Here is a 20,844-nt window from a genome sequence, read left to right as displayed (position 1 = left end):
GTATAAATTTAAGTTAGAGATTGTTTCCCTATATAATTATATCCTTAGATATTAAATTATACCATTTAATTTTATATAATCCTAAAAATAAAGAGACTTTGAAAATATTCAAAATCTCTTTACTATAATATATTATTTTGCATAACCTTTTTTAAAGTCATTTTTAATATTATCTGCTGACTCTGATGCTTTTTCAAAAACATTATTTACACCATTATAATTATTATGAGCACCAGACAATGAATATTTATATCCACAGAACAATCCGATTAGTAATAATATTATAGTTGGTACAGATAAGAATATTAGTAAAAGTATTGATATTGTTAATGATATTCTTATTGGTTTTTCATTTTCTTTTTTTACCTCAAAACAGTTCTCATTTCCTTTTTTTATAAATTTACTTATAAACTTAAACACTCTACCAACAACCTCTCCAATTCCACCATATCTTTCTTCATGTTTTTTTCTATTTTTCTTTTTATCTTCTCTGTGCTCTTCTTGCTCTTCTTCCTTAACTTCAATTATTGTAGCATTTTCAATTGTATTGCTTTTTATTTTTCCGTTTTTCTCTAAATATATAATAGAATCTATAACATCCCAGTTACATTTTTCTAATGCTTCTATCGCCTCTTCACGAGTTACATTAGCCTTTTTAATTATAATTTCAATCATTTCGTTTTTTTCCATTTGACTTACCTCCGTGTATTTATTAATCATTCATCATGGTTATATAATACGTTTAGAAGATTAATCTAAAATATAAGAAAGATTAAAATTAGATTAAAAATTAAAATTAATTATAATTTAGTAGTTTTGTTACTACTTTAACTTACTTGATAGCTTCATATTTGATATAGCCATTGTAGAAATAGTTGATATTATAAAAACTAACAAAGATATCAAAATGACTAATACATAAGTAGGTATAACTTTACCTGCTATATTGTAAATCTCAGGGTGAATATAATACTTATTAAAATTAATCATATGGTACGGTAAGAATACCTTGAGATAATGATTAATCTCAAAATTATTTTTAGGTAGCATAGTCATTATTGCACAAAAAAATGTTACAAATAATGCTCCTGATAAAATCTGATCTACTATACTTGTAAATAGAAGTGTTGTAGATACCATAATTAACATTGCCATAAATCCTATTGTTACATTCAATAAATACTGCTGTAAGTATGTTAAATTGTAAGGACAAAACAAATAACTTACACTACTTTGAATAGGTAAACTAGCCCCTTTAAATCCAAGTATTAATAGTTTTGAAAGTGAAAAAATTAATACAGCTGTAATATAAATCATAGCACCTACTTCAAATCCTGTTATTATTTTAATTTTAGCTAAAGTTTTCTTTCCATGTTTAGTTGCAATGTATAGTTGTCTCATTCTCGTCTTTGGGTCCTTTGCAAATACAGGTAAAATAATAAAGGGTATAACAACTATAACAACTGTAACGAAGTCTACCATATCATTATTTAAGTTCTTCCACCCCTCTGCATATCCTAGTCTTAAAGGTGTATTAAGTTTTTCACCCTCGGAAGCTAACTTATCTATATCTTCTATATAACCTGCTCCACCTATATTTTTTTTTACATTTACTATTCTCTGATTGTAAAAATTTTTTATATCATCACTTGTAAGTTCTTCTATTTTTTTTTCATAATTCGAAGCAACAAGTATAAATAAATTTGAATTGTATAAATACTTACTTTTATCTTTGCTCTCTACAACATCTTTTATAGCCTTTTCATCTAATAATATTTTATGTTTATCTAGTTTTGATTCTTTTAAATTATCTTTACTAGACATTATAATATTTCCTTGTGAATCGTATACATTGTAATTATTTAGAGACATTATACTACTAAAGATAGAAAATATTAAAATAGCTGCAGAGAGTATAAGAAAGTTTCTCAAGCTTAATATTCTTTTTCTTTCAACTCTTATAATTTCTTTCATTTAATTTAACCACCTAATTTTTATTTTTAATATGCTGTTACTATAGGGTTCTAAATTGAATTTTAAACTTATTCATTTATCAAATGAGAAAATTTAAGATTAACATCATATCAATAGTTGACAGCTTATTTTAATGAATAGTTAATTTAACTTATATCTCTTATACTGTCTCACTGTTAAAATTCTAATTACTAACATGTAAATAAATGCTATAGCTATAAATGCTAATGAATATGGTATCATTATATTTCCTATAAAATAACAAATATCAAACTCTTTAAAAAAACTAATATGTTTAGCGAAATAAATAGGATTAAGTTGTAATTGTAATGGATTAGTTGTATTCGCTAATTTTAGAAGTGCCCATATACTAAATACAGATATAAACGTTGTTAATTTTGAATATTTAACTTTCAATGATATTAGCATAATTAAATTTGCAACTATTAATACCCCTAATAATCCTTGTAAAATCATAATTACTATACCTGTACCTACACTTATATTATATAAACAAGTGAACCATATAGTTTGTATAGATGTACTCCATCCATGTAAAGAAGCTCCAACTCCAATTTCTATTAAAAGTGTTCCTATAAATATAGCGTAAATTATTACTGAAAATATATTTCCTGCTATGATTCTTGCATTCATATTTTTCTTTCTTCCAAACTTAGAAGATAGTGTAAGCTCATCTATTCCATTATTGCTATTCTTTGAAAATAATGAACTTAAAGCAAACCCTATTACTATAAGAACAAGATAGTATTGTGTTCCATATTGCCATACAAAATAACTTAATCCTCCATTATAATCCACCTTGAAAGGAATTTTTAATTTATTTATTTTTTCATTTATATTATTCATATGGTTATCTGTGTATTTAAACCAATTATCACGCTGATTGTATTCTTTTATAGTATCACTTACAGATTTTTTATACTGATTATAAAACTTTTTTTCCGATTTTATAAAGTCAAAGTCTAGTCCCTTGTTAAGATTAGACGCCTTCGAACCATAATTAGCAAAGTTTATAATTTGATTTGTATAATTATATTTTGTAGAATATGCTCCAAGCAATTCCCCAGCCTTTTGTTTTTCTTTACTTGAATTGAAATTTTTAACTAAATTATCTAAATACTCTTGATTCATTACTCCTTGTATATCTTTTGATTCATTTCTTATTGCTCTACAAGATTTTAACCCATTAACTTCTTTACCTTCACTAGTAATAGCCTCAGAATTAAATAAAATTATAAAGACATTAATTGTAGATATTATAACAAGTAATACTACAGATACTATGGTGAGTTGAGTCCATATCTTTTTAAATTCATATTTTACTAATTCTTTCATATTTTTAACACCTACTCTTTATAACTGTTTCCATGATGTATTACTTTCCATGTACTATCCTTTGACTCTCTTACTAAAATTAAATAACTATATACATCCTCTTTTTCTGTTTCATATTCTTCAATATATATATTTTCATTATCATAGCCACTAGCTACTCCTTTATCTTCATCATCGTAAATTGCATTCATTCTTGGATCCATACACTGTGATACATTATGTATATATACTGGCTTTTCAGGAATTTTTAATTCATTTTCAATGTAATTATTAGCAATACGTGAAAGTTCTTCCATTTTCTCATAACTTTCATTGCTAAAATCAGGCATATTTTTACTTTGACCTGGTACATTAATACATGGCTCTCCAATAGATAATGTACCTTCAGGAGTCTCTTGAATACTTTCTTTTCTTGCCTTTCTTCTTCTTGAAAGATCCTTATCAATTGCTGTATCCTTTTGTTCTTCTGGAAGTCTATCTATAGCATCTCCATCTATATTATTTACATCATTACTTCGTGAGCTGCTTATACCAGTACTTCGTGAACTACAACCTACAGAAAATGTCAAACTCATTAATATAGCTCCAATTATCATTAAACTTTTTCTTCTTTTCATTTTAAATCCCCTCACTTTGTTAATTTTTTAACTAATATAGTTATTATAATGGTTTTAAAATATACTTACCTTTACATTTAAATTATTATAATTCTATCTAAAGGCATGTAGATACATAATAATCTTCTAAGCTTGGTTCTAATGGTTTACTTGTAACACCTTCATATTTCTCACCTACATATCTTACACGTATGTTTTGTTTTTCTTGTTTTCTGTGAATCACTTTTCTATCTTGGCTTATTTTATTAAATACATCTTGATTAACGATAGTTTCCCAAACTTTTCCTCTTATTTTTTCTACTAAGTTATCAATATTATCAGCTTCTACTAATTCCCCACTTTTTATTATTATCAAATCATTTGCAATTGCTTCTATATCAGATAAAATATGCGTTGATAATATAACTATCTTATCTTTTGACATTGAACTTATTATATTTGAAAACCTTATCCTTTCTTTTGGATCAAGTCCTGCTGTTGGCTCATCCAGTATTAATATCTTAGGGTCATTAAGTATTGCTTGTGCTATACCTATCCTTCTTTTCATACCACCTGAAAAAGACTTCACTTTTTTATCTGCTACATGTTCTAAGTTTACAAATTTCAAAACCTCTAGAATTTTTTTATCTAACTCACATTTGGGAATACCTTTTAATGCACCCATATATTCTAAAAAATCCTTTGCTGTAAAACTTGGAAATACATTATAATCTTGTGGCATATAACCTATAATATCTCTATACTTTTCATCTAAATTTATTATATCCTCACCATCAAAGGTTATCTTTCCTTTAGTTTGAAAATCAACAGTAGTTAAAATTCTCATAAGAGTACTCTTACCTGCTCCATTTTCTCCAAGTAATCCATAAGTACCTGACTCCATTGTAATGTTTATATTTTTTAATGCTTCTTTATTTCTATATGATTTATATAAATTTTCAATCTTTAATTCCATTTTACTCCTCCTTTATAGATACTAAATAACTATTTAAGCTATTTAGTATCTGTATTGTTTTAATATTATAACGAGCTATGAACTTGGCAATAATGCATATGCTAATGAAAAATTCGATCCAATTGTTACACTGCTATATTTGCCAGTTTTAAAAAGGACTAGCCCTAACTGCTTTTCTTCTTGAGTCAAATTCTCATATTCTCTATCTTCATAAAGATTTATAGTATTTCCACAAAGATTTATAACGTTTCCATTATTCATAGATTCATTACTATATAATGAAGTTTCACCTGCTTGAACTACAATCGTATTATTAAATGAAATTACTGATAATGCTGAAATAAATAATAAAAATACTACAATGAAAGTTCCTTTTTTTCTCTTTTTACAACTTAACATTGACTCAACTCTACCTTTAATAATGTCAACCCCATTTGTATTGAACTGAGATGAAAACATTGTAGTTTTAAGAGTATTTCTATATCTTAATGTATTTACTAAGACAAACGCATATTCCTTTATTTCATCTTTGCTAAATCTTTTAATTACTTTTTCATCACAAGACAATTCACATTGCTCACCAAAGTATACTTTTAATATCTTAACTAATGGATTAAACCAATGTATAGCACTAGCAATCATTAAAATTAACTTTAATAAATTATCTTTTCTTTTAAAGTGAATTAATTCATGTCTAAATATCCACTTTAATTGTTCTTTGTCATAATCATTATTAGGTATTATTATTTTATTTTTTATAATACCTATCAAAGCAGGAGAAGAAAGTCCATCTACTTTAGATATATTAATATATTTTCTAATATTTAAAGCCTTCTTTTCTTCTTCTAAGATTTTAATTGTCTTAGTATCAGTAACTATGTGATTTATATTTTGTATTTTCTTATAAAATAAAATTTGTTTACAAATATTTTTTATAACAATATATATAACTCCAAATAGCCAAATACAAAATATTATTTTAATGTAATTTACTATATTATTAGTTCCTGACTTTTTTATAGAATGTACACTTTCTAAAATAATATTATTTTCAAAAGGCAAATATATTACTATACTTGATATAAAAAGCATTCTTATAGTTATCAAAATACAGATTATATAGTTTAACTTATGAGTATACTTACATAAAATTTTATTTTTTAATAAGGCTATCAATATAATTGGTATACTAATACATATACTTGTTTTTAAAAGTTCAAACATTAAATAGTTCATAGCATCACCTATTTTTTATCCACTCTTCTAAATCTTTAATATCTCCTTCTGATATATCCTTAGAATCATCCAGAGCTGATATAATACTTGATAAAGAGTTATTATGCATAAAACTAAAAAAATCTTTAGTTTCAAATTTTAAATACTCTTCCCTATTAATTAATGGTAAATAAAATGTTTGTCTACCCTCTTTTTCTTGCTTTAAAAATTCTTTTTCAACTAGTCTACTAAGAGTCTTAGATGTAGTTCCTTTTGACCAATCATATTTTTCACTCATAAATTTTGTAATATCTACAGAAGCAACTCTACAAACTTCTTGAGCCCATATAAACTTCATAACTTGTAGCTCTGTTCTAGGAATCTTTTTCAACTTTAACACTCTCCTCTTTACGACACTTGTCTACTTAATGTTTAAAATGTATTGCGACACTTGTCTACCTTGTATATTTAGTATAATACGGCATTTGTCTACTGTCAATATATTCATGTAATTAATTTTATTGTAATCTTCCTAAAACCTTTAAATGTTTTATATTTATTACTTAAATAAACATAAAATGACGATATTAAACTATTTAATATCGTCATGAGTCTTTAAAAGTATCTCCTACTTATCATCTATTCTTCATATAAATTTATTCTAAATTCCTAACATTCCACTTAATAAATAATATAAGTGCAACATTTAACATTGCTATTACTAGTAAAATTATTCCTATTGGCACTCCACTTTCTATAACTTGTCCAAATAATAATTGTCCTGGTGCAACACTTATTGTGGCTACTGCTGTTGAAAATGCTGATACACTCCCTAACATGTATACTGGTAATTCTTTTTGCATGAATGTTAAAGTTAATACATTTGATAATGTTAATGATAGCATTATTGCCATACCACCAATTGCAAAGATTCCTACGAAAATATAATTATTTGCTTTTATAAATCCTATGGTAGACATTAAAATTACACCTACTATCATAGGTAAATATGTATAATGTAATTTTTTCATTGAGAACATTTTAGGTTTCATGCTTATTAAAAGGCCCCCAAATATCATACCTAACACACATACTCCTTCTACCATTCCATAAACCTTAGAAGAAAGTCCTAGTAATATGTTTATAAAATATGGTGCAATTATTGATATTATCGGTACTAAAAATATATTGCAAAAGGCATAAGAAACTATAATTCCTAATATGATTTTCTTTTCTTTTTTCAAGTAAATAAAAGTATTTTTCATATCTAAAAAAGATTGTTTTATAAATTCCATTGATAATAACTTATTATTTTTATTATATTGTATATCTTCATGTTTACATACATCTGGAATGTCTAGGAATAGCTCCATTATTGCTGATATAAAAAAACTTATTGCATTTATTATTACTATTATTTTTATACCTAATATTCCATAAAAAATCCCTGCAAATATTGGGCCTACAAAGTTTACAATTGATCCTACTTGATTTATTATTCCATTGGCTGAAGTAAGTTCATCTTTCTCTACTATTTGTGGAATTGAAGATACTGTAGCTGGCCCATATAATGTGGAGCACACTGATAGCATAAACATAACTATAGCAACTATCAATTCATTATCTCTTCCACTTAGCAACACAAAAGCATAACATCCAATTATTGCAAAGCAAAAGAAATCTAAATATACCATTATCTTTTTTTTATTTACATTGTCTGAAAGCCTTCCTGCTATTGGTGCAAATAAAACATAAGGTATTGTTGATATTGCTAATATGTTAGCAAAAACAGCTGCACTACCTGTAAACTCTAGTAAATATAAAGACATACTAAACCTTTGAATGGCATTTCCAAATAGGGAAATAACCTGCCCAATCACTATTATTATAAAGTTTTTATTTTTCATCTACCCTACCTAAAAAGCTCATACTCCATGCATACTGGATACTGACCATTTTCACTTTCTTTAATATTAGCATTTATTCCATATATCTCTTTTAAAGTACTATTATTAATTACATCTATAGGCTTTCCCTTACAAACAATTTTTCCTTTTTTAAGACCAATTATATTATCTGCAAATCTACAAGCATTATTAAGCTCATGAAGAACTATAACCACTGTTATGTTCTTTTCTTGGTTAAGTTTTTGAAGCACTTCTAGCACTTCTAACTGATATGACATATCTAAATAAGTTGTAGGCTCATCAAGCATTATAATCTCTGTTTCTTGAGCTAATGCCATAGCAATCCAAGCTCTTTGTCTTTGTCCACCAGATAAATTTTCAATTTCTCTATCTGCAAATTCACTAAGAACAGTTTCCTTTATTGCCCAATCAATTATTTCTTTATCATGGTTATTAAGGCCACCTATAATCTTTTGATGTGGAAACCTTCCATAAGCAACAAGTTCCCTTACTGTAAGTCCACTTGGGCAACTTGGTCCCTGTGGTAGAAAAGCAACTTCTTTAGCTATATCCTTTTCTTTTATGCTTTTTATATTTCTATTATTTATAAAAATATCACCGTTTTTAGGCTTATTAATTCTTGCTATAATTTTAAGTAATGTTGATTTTCCACAACCATTTGCTCCAATAATTATGCTGATTTTTCCTTTAGGTATGTCCAAATTCATATTTTCAATTATAGTATTATTTTCATATGCCACTGATAAATTTTTTACGCTAATAGCTTCCATAATTATTTCTCCTTCATCATTAAATAAATAAAATATGGTACTCCAAGTATTGATACTGTTATTCCCACTGGAATCTCAATTGGAGAAAATAAATTTCTTGAAACTGCATCTGCCAAGATTACTATTATTACACTTATCATAGCTGACACTACAAGAAAATTTTTATGATACGGTCCAACTAACTTTCTTGCCATATGTGGTGATATAAGCCCTAAAAATCCAATATTTCCTGCAAAGGCTGTTGCTGTTCCTGCCAATATAACTACATAACTTAAAAGCTTTTTTCTTTCCTTTTCTAAGTTTAAACCTAATGATATGGCAAGTTCATCAGAAAGATTTAATACATCTAACTTTTTATGATTTAATAAAACTAATATAAACATTATTGATACTATTGGAATAACTACTTTTGCATAGTTCCATCCAGAACCCCAAAGACTTCCTGATGTCCAAACTAATATTCTATTATAATCTCCAACTCCACCTCTAAATGTAATAAAAGTTATAAAAGCATTTAGTCCTGCATTTAGTCCAATTCCTATTAACAAAAGTCTTTTTGGTCTTATCCCATTTCTACTAGACATCATATATATTACAAAAGCAGTAATTCCTGCTCCCAATATTGCCATAAATGGCAGAACAAATATTGAAAACTCTCCAAGTTCACTATAATAACTTCCAGTTTGATATGTAATAAATAATACTGCCACCACTGCTGCACCAGCATTTATACCTATTATTCCTGTATCTGCTAAATCGTTTTTAGTTATAGTTTGAAGAATTGCTCCTGCTGTTGATAATGCAATTGCCACAAAAACTCCAACTAAAATTCTTGGGAGTCTAATATCTAATATTGCTGTATTTTGGGCTCTTGTTCCATTGCCTAGAAATGTGTTTATAACATCTATAGCAGAGACTTTGTATGTACCCCAACATAATGTAACTACAAAGGATATAGACAATAAAACTATTAGAATACTCAAAACTACTTTAAATCGTTTTTTATCCATTATCCTCTCTCCTTTCTAGCTACTGAAATAAAAAATGGTACTCCTATCAGTACTGTAAATACTCCAATTGGTGTTTCATAAGGATTAAATAACATTCTTGCTGCAATGTCTGCATAAGTTAAAAGAACTGCTCCAAATAAAAATGAACATGGTATATTTCTTCTATAGTCTTCTCCTAATAACTTTCTAACTATTTGTGGAACTATAAGTCCAACAAATGCTATATTTTTACCAACTGTAACTGCTGCTGCAATCATTGGTATCACTACCATAAGAGTTTTAAATCTTATTTTTTGTGGATTTTGCCCAAGCCCAATGGCAACATCATCTCCTAAATTTAATATATTTATTTTTGATGATAATAAAATTGCTATAACAAGTCCTATAATTGCAAATATAAATACTAATTTAAAATCTGCCCAAGTGGCATTTCTAAAACCTCCAGATACCCAAAAGGCTATCATTTGAGATTGATTTGTTAATAATCCAATTATTGTAGTTAAAGAAATGAAAAATGTACTCATAGCTGTTCCTGCTAAAAGTATCTTTGTAATAGAATTATTATTTGCCTTTTTTGATATAAATGCTAAAACTATAATTCCAGTTATAAGTGCTCCTATAAAAGAAGCTATCATTACATTTTTAGTGTTTATTGTAACTCCTACTGCATAAAAAATTGCTATTATTAAAGTTGCTCCTTGGCTCACCCCTAATATAGACGGTTCTGCTATTGGATTTCTTGTAACACCTTGAACCATTGCACCTGTTACTCCTAAAATTCCTCCTGTTAATAAAACAGAAAGTGCCCTTGGAATACGTACATCTCTAACTAACATAAGTTCTAAAGTTTTATTATAATTAAAAATGCTATTCCAAATATCCTTAAAAGTAATATGGACAGATCCTAGCTTTACAGCTAGAATCAGTCCCACTATTAGAAGTAACAAACTACAAAACAGAAAAACTATTGTACGTTTATTACTTAGTTTCATTTAACATCTCACCTATTTCATCTACTAATATATCTCTTCCAATTGAGCTGTACCCTTGATTAAAATAAGGTGATGCTTCTAATACAATAACATTACCATTCTTAACTGCAGGTAAACTATTCCAAATTGCATTACTTTCTAATTGTGCTAAATCTTCTTTTGTTGCCATTAAAAATATGTAATCAGTTTTAATTGATGCTAATCCTTCATAAGTTACAACTGGAAGGCTTATATCACCTTGCTTTGGCATTCCTTCTGGTTTTTTAAGACCCATATCTTCATATAACACGCTACCAAAACCAGCTCCATCAAATATAAAAAATTGTCCTCCACTTGCCAAAAATGAAAGGTATGTTTTATCTTCTCCAAATTCTCCTTTAACTTTATCGCCAGCCTTTTTAGCCTTAGCTTCATAATCTGCTAGCCATTTATCTGCTTTATCCTCTTTATTAAATACCTTTGAAAAAGATTTAAGATCTGCTTTCCAGTCTAATGCATCTAATTGAATCATAACTGTTGGTGCAATTTTATTTAATTGGTCATACATTTTTTCTTGAACTGTTGATATAACTATTAAATCTGGTTCTAAATTCATAACCCCTTCTATATCCATAGTATCTTGCATGCTATATCCTAAAATCTCTGCACCTTTTAATGTATCCTCTAAATATGAAGGAAACTTAGTGTAATCATAAGCATCACTATTTGCAGTTCCTATAACTTTATAACCTAAAATTGATAAAATATCGCTATTACCACTTAAATCTACTATTTTTTCAGGATTTGCTGGTATTTCAACTTCTCCTCTTACATCTGTAACCGTTACAGTATTTTTTGCTCCGTTCTCTTCTTTTACCTCTTTATTTGTTCCGCATCCCACTAAAAATATAGTCGTTATGCAGATAATTATTGTACTCTTTAAAAAATTAAACTTCATAATATTCCTCCTTAGTATTGCTTCCTATCTACTTTTTGTGTTACGATTTATCTGAACTTATTGTATATGAGTTTCATTCTCATTTCAATCCTTGCATCTAATTTAATAATTTTATCATCTATTCTAATAATTATTATTTAGATAGCAAAAACTTATATTAAAAAATATTATGTCCAAAACTAAGCATAAAATTTATAAAAATGAGGTATATACTATGATTTGCAAAACAACAAAGGAATTTCAAAATAAAGTTTTAAATAAAATGACCTTTACACCCTATCCAAATGAAAACTACACAATATATAAAAATGAAAATAGACCTGAACTAGGATATTTTATTAAATATAGTAGAGATAAGTATTATGAATTTGGAATTGGCGACTATACAATTCCAGAAAGTTTTTCTCTTGTTTTTGAACATAATGAAGAAATATTACGGTTTGGAACTGTTTATAGTGGCGAAACTAAATTTAAAATTGAAAATAATCCAGTATCTTCTTTTAGTCCATCCTCATTTTTTGTATCTGAAAAAAACATAAAAGGAAAGCAACATTGGAAAAAAGGTCAACACTTTCATGGTGCAGAAATAACAATTTATAAAAAATACTTTGAAGAAATAATACATTCAAACTTTCCAGAATCTATAGTTTTTGATAAATTCATTAACAACTATACCTATAATTATCTACCTCTTGAAGTAGCTTCTATTATTCAAAAATTAAGAAGTCTAGCTGAATCTAATACATTGACTTCATTATACTTAGAAAGCAAAATTTTAGAATCAATAGCGTTACTTTATAATGAGATATCTTCTTCACCTGAAAATGTTTTTACTAATCAGCTTAATTATGGAGATATTAAAATAGGGAATAATAGATCTATTACTCTAACTGCATCAGATGTAAATGCAATCCAAAAAGCCCATGATATCTTAACAAAAGAAATATGTAATCCACCTACAATAAAAAGCTTAAGCAAAATGGTGTTTTTAAATGAACAAAAATTAAAGGCAGGATTCTCTGCAAAATATCATATGTCAATTAGACAATATACTAATTCACTTAGAATGACTACAGCAGAAAACTTGCTATGTACAACAGAATTAAGTATTGATGAAATATCTAAAATGGTTGGATATAATTATAGCGGAAACTTTGTAAAAATGTTTAAAAATGTACATAAAAAAACGCCTTTAGCATTTAGAAAAATGAAGTTATAGAATTTATATAAAAAACCACCTTAATGCTTAAAATTCAGTTTTAAACATCAAGATGGTTTTTACATTCTCTTAAATAGTATATTCTACTTATTAAAATCTCTTATACAGGATTCAATGAAATACCTATCACTATCTTTGATTGACTTTCCAAAACACTCTAAAGCTTCCCTTAACTCCTTTATTTGAATATTACTAGGAGCTATAAAGGATTGATTATATTTCAATTTCCACCTTTCAAGTGTTCTTTGCCCAAGCATTGAAATTTCTTTTTCTTTATCATTACATAATTCTAAAATATATCTTATAGAGTTCCATTTACTTAATGAACATAAAAGAATGGCAGAATTAACTTTTCCATAGTAATATGTATCCTCTTTAAAGATTTTATATATATTATCTATATCATTAGCATTAATCGCTTTGCCTAAAACCTTTCTTGCAGTCTTAGATATACCTGCTCTTTTATGGTTTAAAAACAAAAGAATTTTCTCTTTATACTCTTCCATATTTAATCCTGCTAAAGAAATAATTGATGCCTTTACTATTTTAGTGATATCCGAATCTATAAACTTAGCAATAAACTTTGAATCATTTTTATTACCTGTTTCTCCAAGTCCACAAATACTAGAATATAATTTATCATTTTTCTCTATTCCATCATGGTATATTGCTGCAAAATCATATTTTTTATTTTTTGAAAGCAAGTATCGTGATAACTCTCTAACTGCTTGATTGTTATCAAATAAACTCTTTTCTAACATATTTATAGCTTCTTTAGGTGCAAAATAATATAATAGTTCAAGTCCAATAATTCTGATTTGTGAATGCTTATCATTAATCAATAACTGTGAAATATAAATAAATTCCTCACCTGTTATTTCATTTTTTATATTTCTAAGTACAAATAACCTATTGTAAGGATCACTATCCTTTATTAAATATTTTATAATACTTTTATTGTCTATAACTTTTCTTTCAAGGATTATCTTATAACAAGCTAACCTCATTTTTGAATCCGTTGATTGAAGTCCACATATTAATTTTTCAGAACCTTCTTTAGTAGTCATTATTGAAATAATTTTATCTATAATATGACTATGTTCATCCCTTGAACATTCCCTTAATCTTAATACTAAAGGTAAATTATCTACAAAATCCGTAATGTATTCTAAAGTTATGTATCTTTCTAGTTGTTCTTTTGAAGTGTCTCTAACTTGACTTACCCAATCATTAAGCCTAATTAAGATGTATGGTATTTCATTTCCTGTTTTTATATTCGAAAGAGCAAGTATTGCCTTCTCTCTAAAATATCCATTTGGATGAAAACTACTTAACCCTAATATTGTAATCTTCTCCTCTTGTGACATTAAAGGATGAATCAGATCATTAGGATTTTTATTATTCCAATCATAATACCATTCAAAGGAAGTCCTTTCCCTAAATATTGTATCCATCTTAACTAACTGACTAAAACTTAATGTCCTAACAAAATTATTGAGAATTTCTGCAACCTGCAACTCCATTTTTTCATTATTACTAAGCAATAACTTAAATACATCTGGAATAGCTAATAATGTTAAATCATTAGCTAATAAGCCTCTGAATATTCTCTCTTCCCTTATGTTAATTTTCTCAAAATCTATTGAGTCATCTACCTTTACTGATTTTCTTTTATTATAGTTGGTTATTCTTTCTAAAACTTTTTTAATCATATTTATAATCACTTTCTTTCAGCTTTGGTTAACTATTTAAATTCGTTATAATCTGGTACCATACATCTATTAATCCAATCATTCAAATCTTTATATACTTTAGTTTTAGGATATGCTTCACTTTCTTCTTTACCGGAAAATGTTAAATGCACTACTGCAAATTTAAAATCTATAGCATCAATTTCAAATAGAAAATCATCACAATCATAACGTCTTCCTATTACTGATACTTTTTTATTATATAAAATATGTTTTTTCCCTAATTGCTTATATAGTTCTTTCTCAAATAAATTTCCTTTGGTACATAAATAATTCCATGGCTCTAACCATTTAATGTTTCTATACAAATTAATCATCCCCATTTTTAAAATATCATTTGTTAAACTAAATGCACTAGACTGTACTATTTATAATAAATTTAATTTATATCATAAACATATACATCTATACCCCTAGAGCATATATTTTTATTTATTAATTTCTCAATTTCTTCCCATTTACCACCTGCAAGCCCACATCCAATTCTAGGCATATGTATAGTGGCATTTAATTCTACAGCTTTTTCTCCTACTTTTTCTAGACATTTATCAACAGCTTCATATCTAATAGGTGGTCCTGATTTTCCTCTTTTTATATCTCTTTGTCCTATCATATTAGCAACATATATATCTTCTGAAACTTGTACATACTGAACTTCTCCGAGTTCAAAATTAGAATCATCTTTATACCACTTTCTATATTCCTTCTCAGGTTTGTTCCATCTTTTAGAAAGAGCTAATACAAATCCTTTACCCCATGCACCAATATCATTGCAAATATGGGCAATTATTTTATTTCCGTCTATACTTGGAGTAGTAGCATCGCCTTTCAAATATATAATTTCTTTTTTCATTTTTCTTTCCTCCAAAATCTATTTAGCATGTTAGTCCTCTAAACTTATCATTTCACATTTTCATTCTATATTTTAAATAAATTTACCTGTTCAACTCCTAAGTTTGTTGATAATGTGTAGCAGCTATATTGCATTCTTCACAGATAAAAGCATAATATATACCTTCACCATATTCCTCAATATCAGCCCAATCAATTTGTGCAATAAACTTCATATGTTTTGAACATTTTGGACACTTTGGGTATTCTGCATCTTGTATCCAAGTAGGATATCCTCCGATTTGAGAAAATGTTGTTTCTAAAAACTCACTTGCTGCATGATAACAGTTTCTCTTTACCTTTGACATACTTATTGATGCTTTATAAATTGGATTTTCCTCATTAGTTGTATCACATAAATATTGTGGTTTAATATTTAATTTACTCAAATATGTAGCTCCATTAGTATCAATATCAGTATATATAGGTTCATAGCAATTACACATAGGACAAGTTGCTATATTTAATCTGTTACCATTCAAATTCATAAATTCAAAAAATGAGTTAGTTAAATCAAAACTAACTAAATTAACTAAGCCTTCTCCGCACCATTCACATTTTTTATCTTCTGTCTGTAAAAATAATACAGGTTCATCTACAAGAGGATTTTTCTTTTCAATAGCATAACAATCTTCAAAAAATAAATCTCTTCTTTTTCCCTCTTCTGTTAATTCCCATCCAGCCTCTAAAGAATATTCTTCTGGTGGAACATAAAGTTTATTTCTCCACTTAGGCGGATTCTTTCTCCATTGATAAAATAAATCTACAACCCTTTCATCGCCAATCCAAGCTAAAGATCTTAACACATGATTTAAACTTAAAGTATCTACTTCTTCAATAACTTGTCCTATAAGATAATCCCTAACATCACTTGAAGCATCTTTAAATATTATGTCAGGATAACACTCATTTTTCTTTATTAAAGCCTTTAAGCATTCTTCCACTTCTGTATTGGTGTAACATACAATTGATAACAATATATCTTGTGCCATCTCTATGTTTTCACTTTCAATTAGATTTATAGCATAATCCTTCATCTTTTCTATATCTTCTTTACAAAGAAAAGTATACATTTCTTCAATACTTTTTTCGTATTTCACGTAATTTTCTAAAGGATTACATTTCTTAGGCTTGTGCATTATTTTCAAAATTTCAACAGGGTCAGTTATATTAGCATATAAATTAACGTCTTTCCTATTTTTCTTGATAAATTCCTCACGTTCTTTTCTTTTCATTTTTTGATAACATGGCATACAATATCCACCAGTTCTATCAGCTGTTATTTGTAAAATAGTTGCCTTGCACCCTTCCGTAATACACGGTATTCGCTCACTCAAAATTATTCCTCCGCATCTATCCCTATTGGTAAATTTGTTCGCTTTTCTAATGCTCACAATTTTTAATATATATGCCTAACTCTATTTTGTAGATTATTACATATATTTATGTTTCAATAATATCATAAGTCTTAAGAAGTATTAATCTATTGTTCCTTATTATGTAAAAGATTCTCCATTGCAAAATAACTTTTTAACTATACTAAAAAGCCACTTTAATACTTAGAATTTGATTCTAAATATTAAAGTTGTTTTCTAATATTAACACCATTTCATCTGCTCTTCTTGATAAATTACTATATTTATTAAATATTTCGAAAAACAAAAACTTCATATAACTAACAACAGCTATGCCCTTTCATATGATTCTGTTTTTTCAATCAATTAAATCAATAAAAGTAAAAGGACGATACTGGATTATCCAATACCGCTGTGGATTTATGGTGGTGGCGAAGCACGGCCTTTGAAATCCACCCCTTTATATATTTAGCATATATATAATATACATATTCACTATTTACAATTCACTTTTCTACTTTTTCTTGTTTGTTTTCTTTTTCTCTTTTTTAGCTGTGTATTCTGTTTATTGCGATTAGTATTCGATTTTTTCTCTTTCTCTTCTACTGCTAATTTAAAATACTTTTTATATGGATTATCTTCTAAATAATAATCCATAATACAAAGATTTTTATCACTTTCTTGTATTCTAATAATAGGTCGATAAGTAAATTTAATATTCTCATAAAATTCTTTTAACATGCTTGGCATTTCAAGAAACTTAAAAAAATTCACTACAGTGGGAGAACCTCCATTCCATATATTATTAACAGGAATTTTTTCTATACTATTATCTTTTAATATCTTCGCATAATCTATTGGTTTATTAAAATATTTAGTTACAGCTGAATAATCAGTTATGTATACATCATCAATTACTTGTCCAGTAAAATCAAAAAAATTAAAACATGCAATTTTTATTATATCTTTTTCAGCAGGAGGATTTGCCATTAACTCAATAGATGCTCTTTTTTTTATTTGATTCCAATCATGTTGAATTACTTTTACTCTTCTTTTTACTTGATTTATTGCTTCATTAAGAATATCTGTTTTATCATTTTTCTCCTTCGGGCTATATGGAGCATTTCTACATTTCATCTCCATAACTATAAGTTTATTTTCAAAAATAGAGAGTGAATCAAATTCAACTTCTTTTCCATCATAAGCTTGGAATTTTATATTATTTTTATTTACTTTTAAATATTTACTTTTTTCAAGCAGATTATTGATTAAATTTTCCATATTATGCCCCTTATCTGAAAAATTATAGTTTATTGCTCCTAAAATTTTATCGACTATTCTTTTTACATTCATTTGTAATATAAAAGAAGGGGTAAATACAACTTGTTTATCACTAACATATACCAAAGGTTGTGAAAAAACATCTAATGCAATTTTATTTTTTTTCGATTGTGGTTTAAATATAAATAAATCTATGCATTTTCCCGCTATTACTTTATCTATATCTAATATTTCAGATAATTTTTTGGCTAATTTATCAACGTTAATTATTGGAGCAAATTTATAATAATCTTCTTTATTATCTGGATTTACATTATTATAAGATTTCCATATATAAATACTTGCCATGCTATATAAATAATTTATAGTAGTAAAAAAATATTTAAAATTAATCCCATCATCTATTTCAACATCCAATAAACTTTTTCCATAAAACTTAAAGGTAAATTGAAGATTAGATTTTATTATACTTTCATAAAACTTCATTAATTCTTTTATATATTGAAAATTTATATCAAACAACTTATCTAATTCATCAGCTTGTATTTTTCCCAAAATTATTTTTAAATTTTCATTAAATATTTTCCATAATGAAGCCATATCCATTGATTTTTGAAATTCATCATATTCAGTTCTCTTTATTGATGCTCCTTCTCTTCTAAATGTTTTTAAATCTTCTGGTTCCAATCTATAATACTCTTCATTGTTATGGACATGTAGTTTTATAGTCCAATTCCTATATTTAACCAAATCCCATGCTCTTTTGACCATAACTCTATGATTAGTTAAATGTATAATTTCTTCAAATGAAAGTAGTTTATACGGAAATGGATTAACTAATGTGCTATCAACAAGCTCCTTCATATTTTTTCTATTAATGTAGAAAATAAATTTAAATAACTCATCTGCTATCTCTAGATTTGATTCCATAGCATCACTACATGACATTTGATACTGCTCATTTCCTTCTATCTCTAATGGTGTTATTGATTCAAGTCCTGTGTATAACCCTTTTTTATGTATTCTTCGATTGTTTTCATTATTAGCTAATCTCATTTGATCTTCTATAAATACACACATCATTTGTAATTGTCTTGCTTTATTATACTTAAGAAATTCACATTCCGCACATCTTTCTTCATTACTTATATTATGTTGAACAATAATTTTATACGAATTAACTATAATACTAACTTGCTTTTTAAAGTCATTCTTATCTTTCTCACTCCCTATTAATTGATTTATTACGATTAAACAACTTTTTTTAAAGCATTCAAATATATATCTTTTTTCATTCAAATCATATGAAGATGGATCAGGTAAAACACCTCCTATCAATAATGTTTTCTTAAATTTATCTTGTTTTTCCATATATATTTCTAGTAAACATTCTGCCGCTTTATTTTCATCTTTATCTCTTAAATATTCATTTAAAAGATTAATCTTACTTTTTTCTTCCATACTTACTACTCCTTCTATTATTTTAAAATGTACTATGTATTTAATAAATCTTATCAATAATTAACCTACATTCTTATTTTATCATTTTATTGATTAATTACCAAAATTTAATTAAAATAATAGAATTTGTTAATAATCCATTCTATTACCTTTAGCTATACATTTCAAACAAATCCTATCTCTTAATGCTTCTCATAACCTCAACTGCTCCTTTTATATTTTAAAGCAAACAAAAAGTCACATTGAATGCTACTTCAATGTGGTTCTTTATACACTACTACTTCTTTTACAAAATCTCTTATAAATTTCTTGCACTCTGGGATATTTATGCTGATTACATATCCACTGAAATCTGATACTAGAGCTCTTACATCAGCTTTTGTACTTACCTTATTAACTTCTCTTGATTCCATGTTAATTACTTTCTTAATTATTACGATTTATTTTACATATTGCGCTACCCCGTAACAATGAAAACCCACGTCTATCTGTAAGTAGCTATTTAAGCTAAATATATGTATTCGTGGGTTTTGTGGTGGAGGCTAGCCGTACCGAACATCCATTACCTATTCAATTTTAATAATTTAAAAATACATTATAAATTCTTTGGATTTCTCCTAATTAAATTTATCTATATATTTATCATTTGTATAATATTGTAAAATACTACTTAAATCATATTATAATTGATTTAAAATTGTAATTTAATTTACAGCTACGTTGTTTCAAAGAAATTGCATGATAAATATTTTCTAAAACATAAGTCTTAATCTAAGTAATATGGCAATAGGAGTGAATTATATTGGAAAAGCAAGTAAAAATATAGAGCCAATTAATTTAGATATGCTATGTAATAAAATAGATGTAAATAAATCAGAATATATAGAAAGCTCCAACGAAATATGCAATAAAATCCTTAGCGAAGTTAAAAGTGGAGACATAATTATAGTTTTTGGAGCTGGTGAATCTTATAAGTTATCTAGAAAAATTATTGATGTATTAAAAGAAAAGACTATGTTTAAATAAAGAAATGTTTTATAATAACCTACTATAAATTGAGAGGCCTTATAAAAAGTCCTCTCAATTTATATTTTAAAGATATTATACAATTAAATTTACTATAGCTTATGCT

Annotated in this window: 20 protein-coding genes; 2 read left to right on the top strand and 18 right to left on the bottom strand. The window is 26.9% G+C overall.

The features are described 5' to 3' along the window. Window positions 1–132: 132 nt before the first annotated feature. The 12 genes from ACYUE0_RS07945 to ACYUE0_RS07890 form a co-directional block, all read right to left on the bottom strand. On the bottom strand, window positions 133–690 hold the full coding sequence (locus tag ACYUE0_RS07945) for a DUF4342 domain-containing protein (protein ID WP_460270129.1): 558 nt from the start codon (window positions 688–690) through the stop codon (window positions 133–135). Between the two features lie 132 nt (window positions 691–822). Next, a complete protein-coding gene (locus ACYUE0_RS07940) occupies window positions 823–1,974 on the bottom strand; it encodes a hypothetical protein (RefSeq protein WP_460270128.1) in 1,152 nt (383 codons plus the stop codon). 141 nt (window positions 1,975–2,115) lie between these two features. After that, entirely contained in the window at window positions 2,116–3,330 is a 1,215-nt protein-coding gene (locus ACYUE0_RS07935) for a hypothetical protein (RefSeq protein ID WP_460270127.1), read from the bottom strand. Window positions 3,331–3,341: 11 nt separating this feature from the next. Beyond that, window positions 3,342–3,947 (bottom strand): hypothetical protein, encoded by a 606-nt coding sequence (locus ACYUE0_RS07930; protein ID WP_460270126.1) that lies wholly within the window; start codon window positions 3,945–3,947, stop codon window positions 3,342–3,344. A 97-nt stretch (window positions 3,948–4,044) separates the two neighbouring features. Further along, window positions 4,045–4,902 (bottom strand): ABC transporter ATP-binding protein, encoded by an 858-nt coding sequence (locus ACYUE0_RS07925; RefSeq protein ID WP_061994635.1) that lies wholly within the window; start codon window positions 4,900–4,902, stop codon window positions 4,045–4,047. 75 nt (window positions 4,903–4,977) lie between these two features. After that, entirely contained in the window at window positions 4,978–6,138 is a 1,161-nt protein-coding gene (locus tag ACYUE0_RS07920) for a M56 family metallopeptidase (RefSeq protein ID WP_460270125.1), read from the bottom strand. A gap of 4 nt (window positions 6,139–6,142) precedes the next feature. Then, complete coding sequence (locus tag ACYUE0_RS07915; RefSeq protein ID WP_347561635.1) at window positions 6,143–6,517, bottom strand: BlaI/MecI/CopY family transcriptional regulator; 375 nt, start codon at window positions 6,515–6,517, stop codon at window positions 6,143–6,145. A gap of 256 nt (window positions 6,518–6,773) precedes the next feature. Next, a complete protein-coding gene (locus tag ACYUE0_RS07910) occupies window positions 6,774–8,024 on the bottom strand; it encodes an MFS transporter (RefSeq protein ID WP_460270124.1) in 1,251 nt (416 codons plus the stop codon). 5 nt (window positions 8,025–8,029) lie between these two features. Next, window positions 8,030–8,815, bottom strand: a complete 786-nt coding sequence (locus ACYUE0_RS07905; RefSeq protein WP_460270123.1) for an ABC transporter ATP-binding protein — start codon at window positions 8,813–8,815, stop codon at window positions 8,030–8,032. A gap of 2 nt (window positions 8,816–8,817) precedes the next feature. Beyond that, a complete protein-coding gene (locus tag ACYUE0_RS07900) occupies window positions 8,818–9,825 on the bottom strand; it encodes a FecCD family ABC transporter permease (RefSeq protein WP_460270122.1) in 1,008 nt (335 codons plus the stop codon). Then, the gene (locus tag ACYUE0_RS07895; protein ID WP_460270121.1) at window positions 9,825–10,817 is read right to left on the bottom strand and encodes a FecCD family ABC transporter permease; all 993 of its coding nucleotides are present in this window, start codon (window positions 10,815–10,817) and stop codon (window positions 9,825–9,827) included. The genes ACYUE0_RS07900 and ACYUE0_RS07895 overlap by 1 nt, the downstream gene beginning before the upstream one ends. Continuing rightward, window positions 10,804–11,754, bottom strand: a complete 951-nt coding sequence (locus ACYUE0_RS07890; RefSeq protein WP_460270120.1) for an iron-hydroxamate ABC transporter substrate-binding protein — start codon at window positions 11,752–11,754, stop codon at window positions 10,804–10,806. Before ACYUE0_RS07890 ends, ACYUE0_RS07895 begins: the two co-directional genes overlap by 14 nt. Window positions 11,755–11,968: 214 nt before the next feature. Here ACYUE0_RS07890 and ACYUE0_RS07885 point away from each other — a divergent pair, with 214 nt between their 5' ends. Continuing rightward, complete coding sequence (locus tag ACYUE0_RS07885; RefSeq protein ID WP_460270119.1) at window positions 11,969–12,973, top strand: helix-turn-helix domain-containing protein; 1,005 nt, start codon at window positions 11,969–11,971, stop codon at window positions 12,971–12,973. An 83-nt stretch (window positions 12,974–13,056) separates the two neighbouring features. Here the strand turns inward: ACYUE0_RS07885 and ACYUE0_RS07880 are convergent, their stop codons facing one another. From ACYUE0_RS07880 to ACYUE0_RS07855, 6 genes are all read right to left on the bottom strand, one after another. After that, window positions 13,057–14,685: a HEAT repeat domain-containing protein gene (locus ACYUE0_RS07880; protein ID WP_460270118.1), complete on the bottom strand. Its 1,629-nt coding sequence runs from the start codon at window positions 14,683–14,685 to the stop codon at window positions 13,057–13,059. A gap of 32 nt (window positions 14,686–14,717) precedes the next feature. After that, window positions 14,718–15,032, bottom strand: coding sequence for a hypothetical protein (locus tag ACYUE0_RS07875; protein ID WP_460270117.1), 315 nt, complete (start codon window positions 15,030–15,032; stop codon window positions 14,718–14,720). Between the two features lie 71 nt (window positions 15,033–15,103). Then, window positions 15,104–15,577: a macro domain-containing protein gene (locus ACYUE0_RS07870; RefSeq protein ID WP_460270116.1), complete on the bottom strand. Its 474-nt coding sequence runs from the start codon at window positions 15,575–15,577 to the stop codon at window positions 15,104–15,106. 97 nt (window positions 15,578–15,674) lie between these two features. Further along, window positions 15,675–16,952, bottom strand: coding sequence for a DUF1963 domain-containing protein (locus ACYUE0_RS07865; protein WP_460270115.1), 1,278 nt, complete (start codon window positions 16,950–16,952; stop codon window positions 15,675–15,677). A 513-nt stretch (window positions 16,953–17,465) separates the two neighbouring features. Then, window positions 17,466–19,712: a hypothetical protein gene (locus tag ACYUE0_RS07860; protein WP_460270114.1), complete on the bottom strand. Its 2,247-nt coding sequence runs from the start codon at window positions 19,710–19,712 to the stop codon at window positions 17,466–17,468. Between the two features lie 254 nt (window positions 19,713–19,966). Further along, window positions 19,967–20,125, bottom strand: a complete 159-nt coding sequence (locus ACYUE0_RS07855; protein ID WP_460270113.1) for a hypothetical protein — start codon at window positions 20,123–20,125, stop codon at window positions 19,967–19,969. 379 nt (window positions 20,126–20,504) lie between these two features. On the opposite strand from ACYUE0_RS07855, the gene ACYUE0_RS07850 reads away from it, so the two are divergent. Continuing rightward, window positions 20,505–20,738 (top strand): hypothetical protein, encoded by a 234-nt coding sequence (locus ACYUE0_RS07850; protein WP_460270112.1) that lies wholly within the window; start codon window positions 20,505–20,507, stop codon window positions 20,736–20,738. The last annotated feature ends 106 nt before the right edge of the window (window positions 20,739–20,844 follow it).

It is taken from the genome of Clostridium sp. CTA-19 (assembly GCF_054767855.1).
The sequence above is the reverse complement of the archived record's forward strand: the minus strand, read 5'-3'. Positions and strand labels throughout refer to the sequence as shown.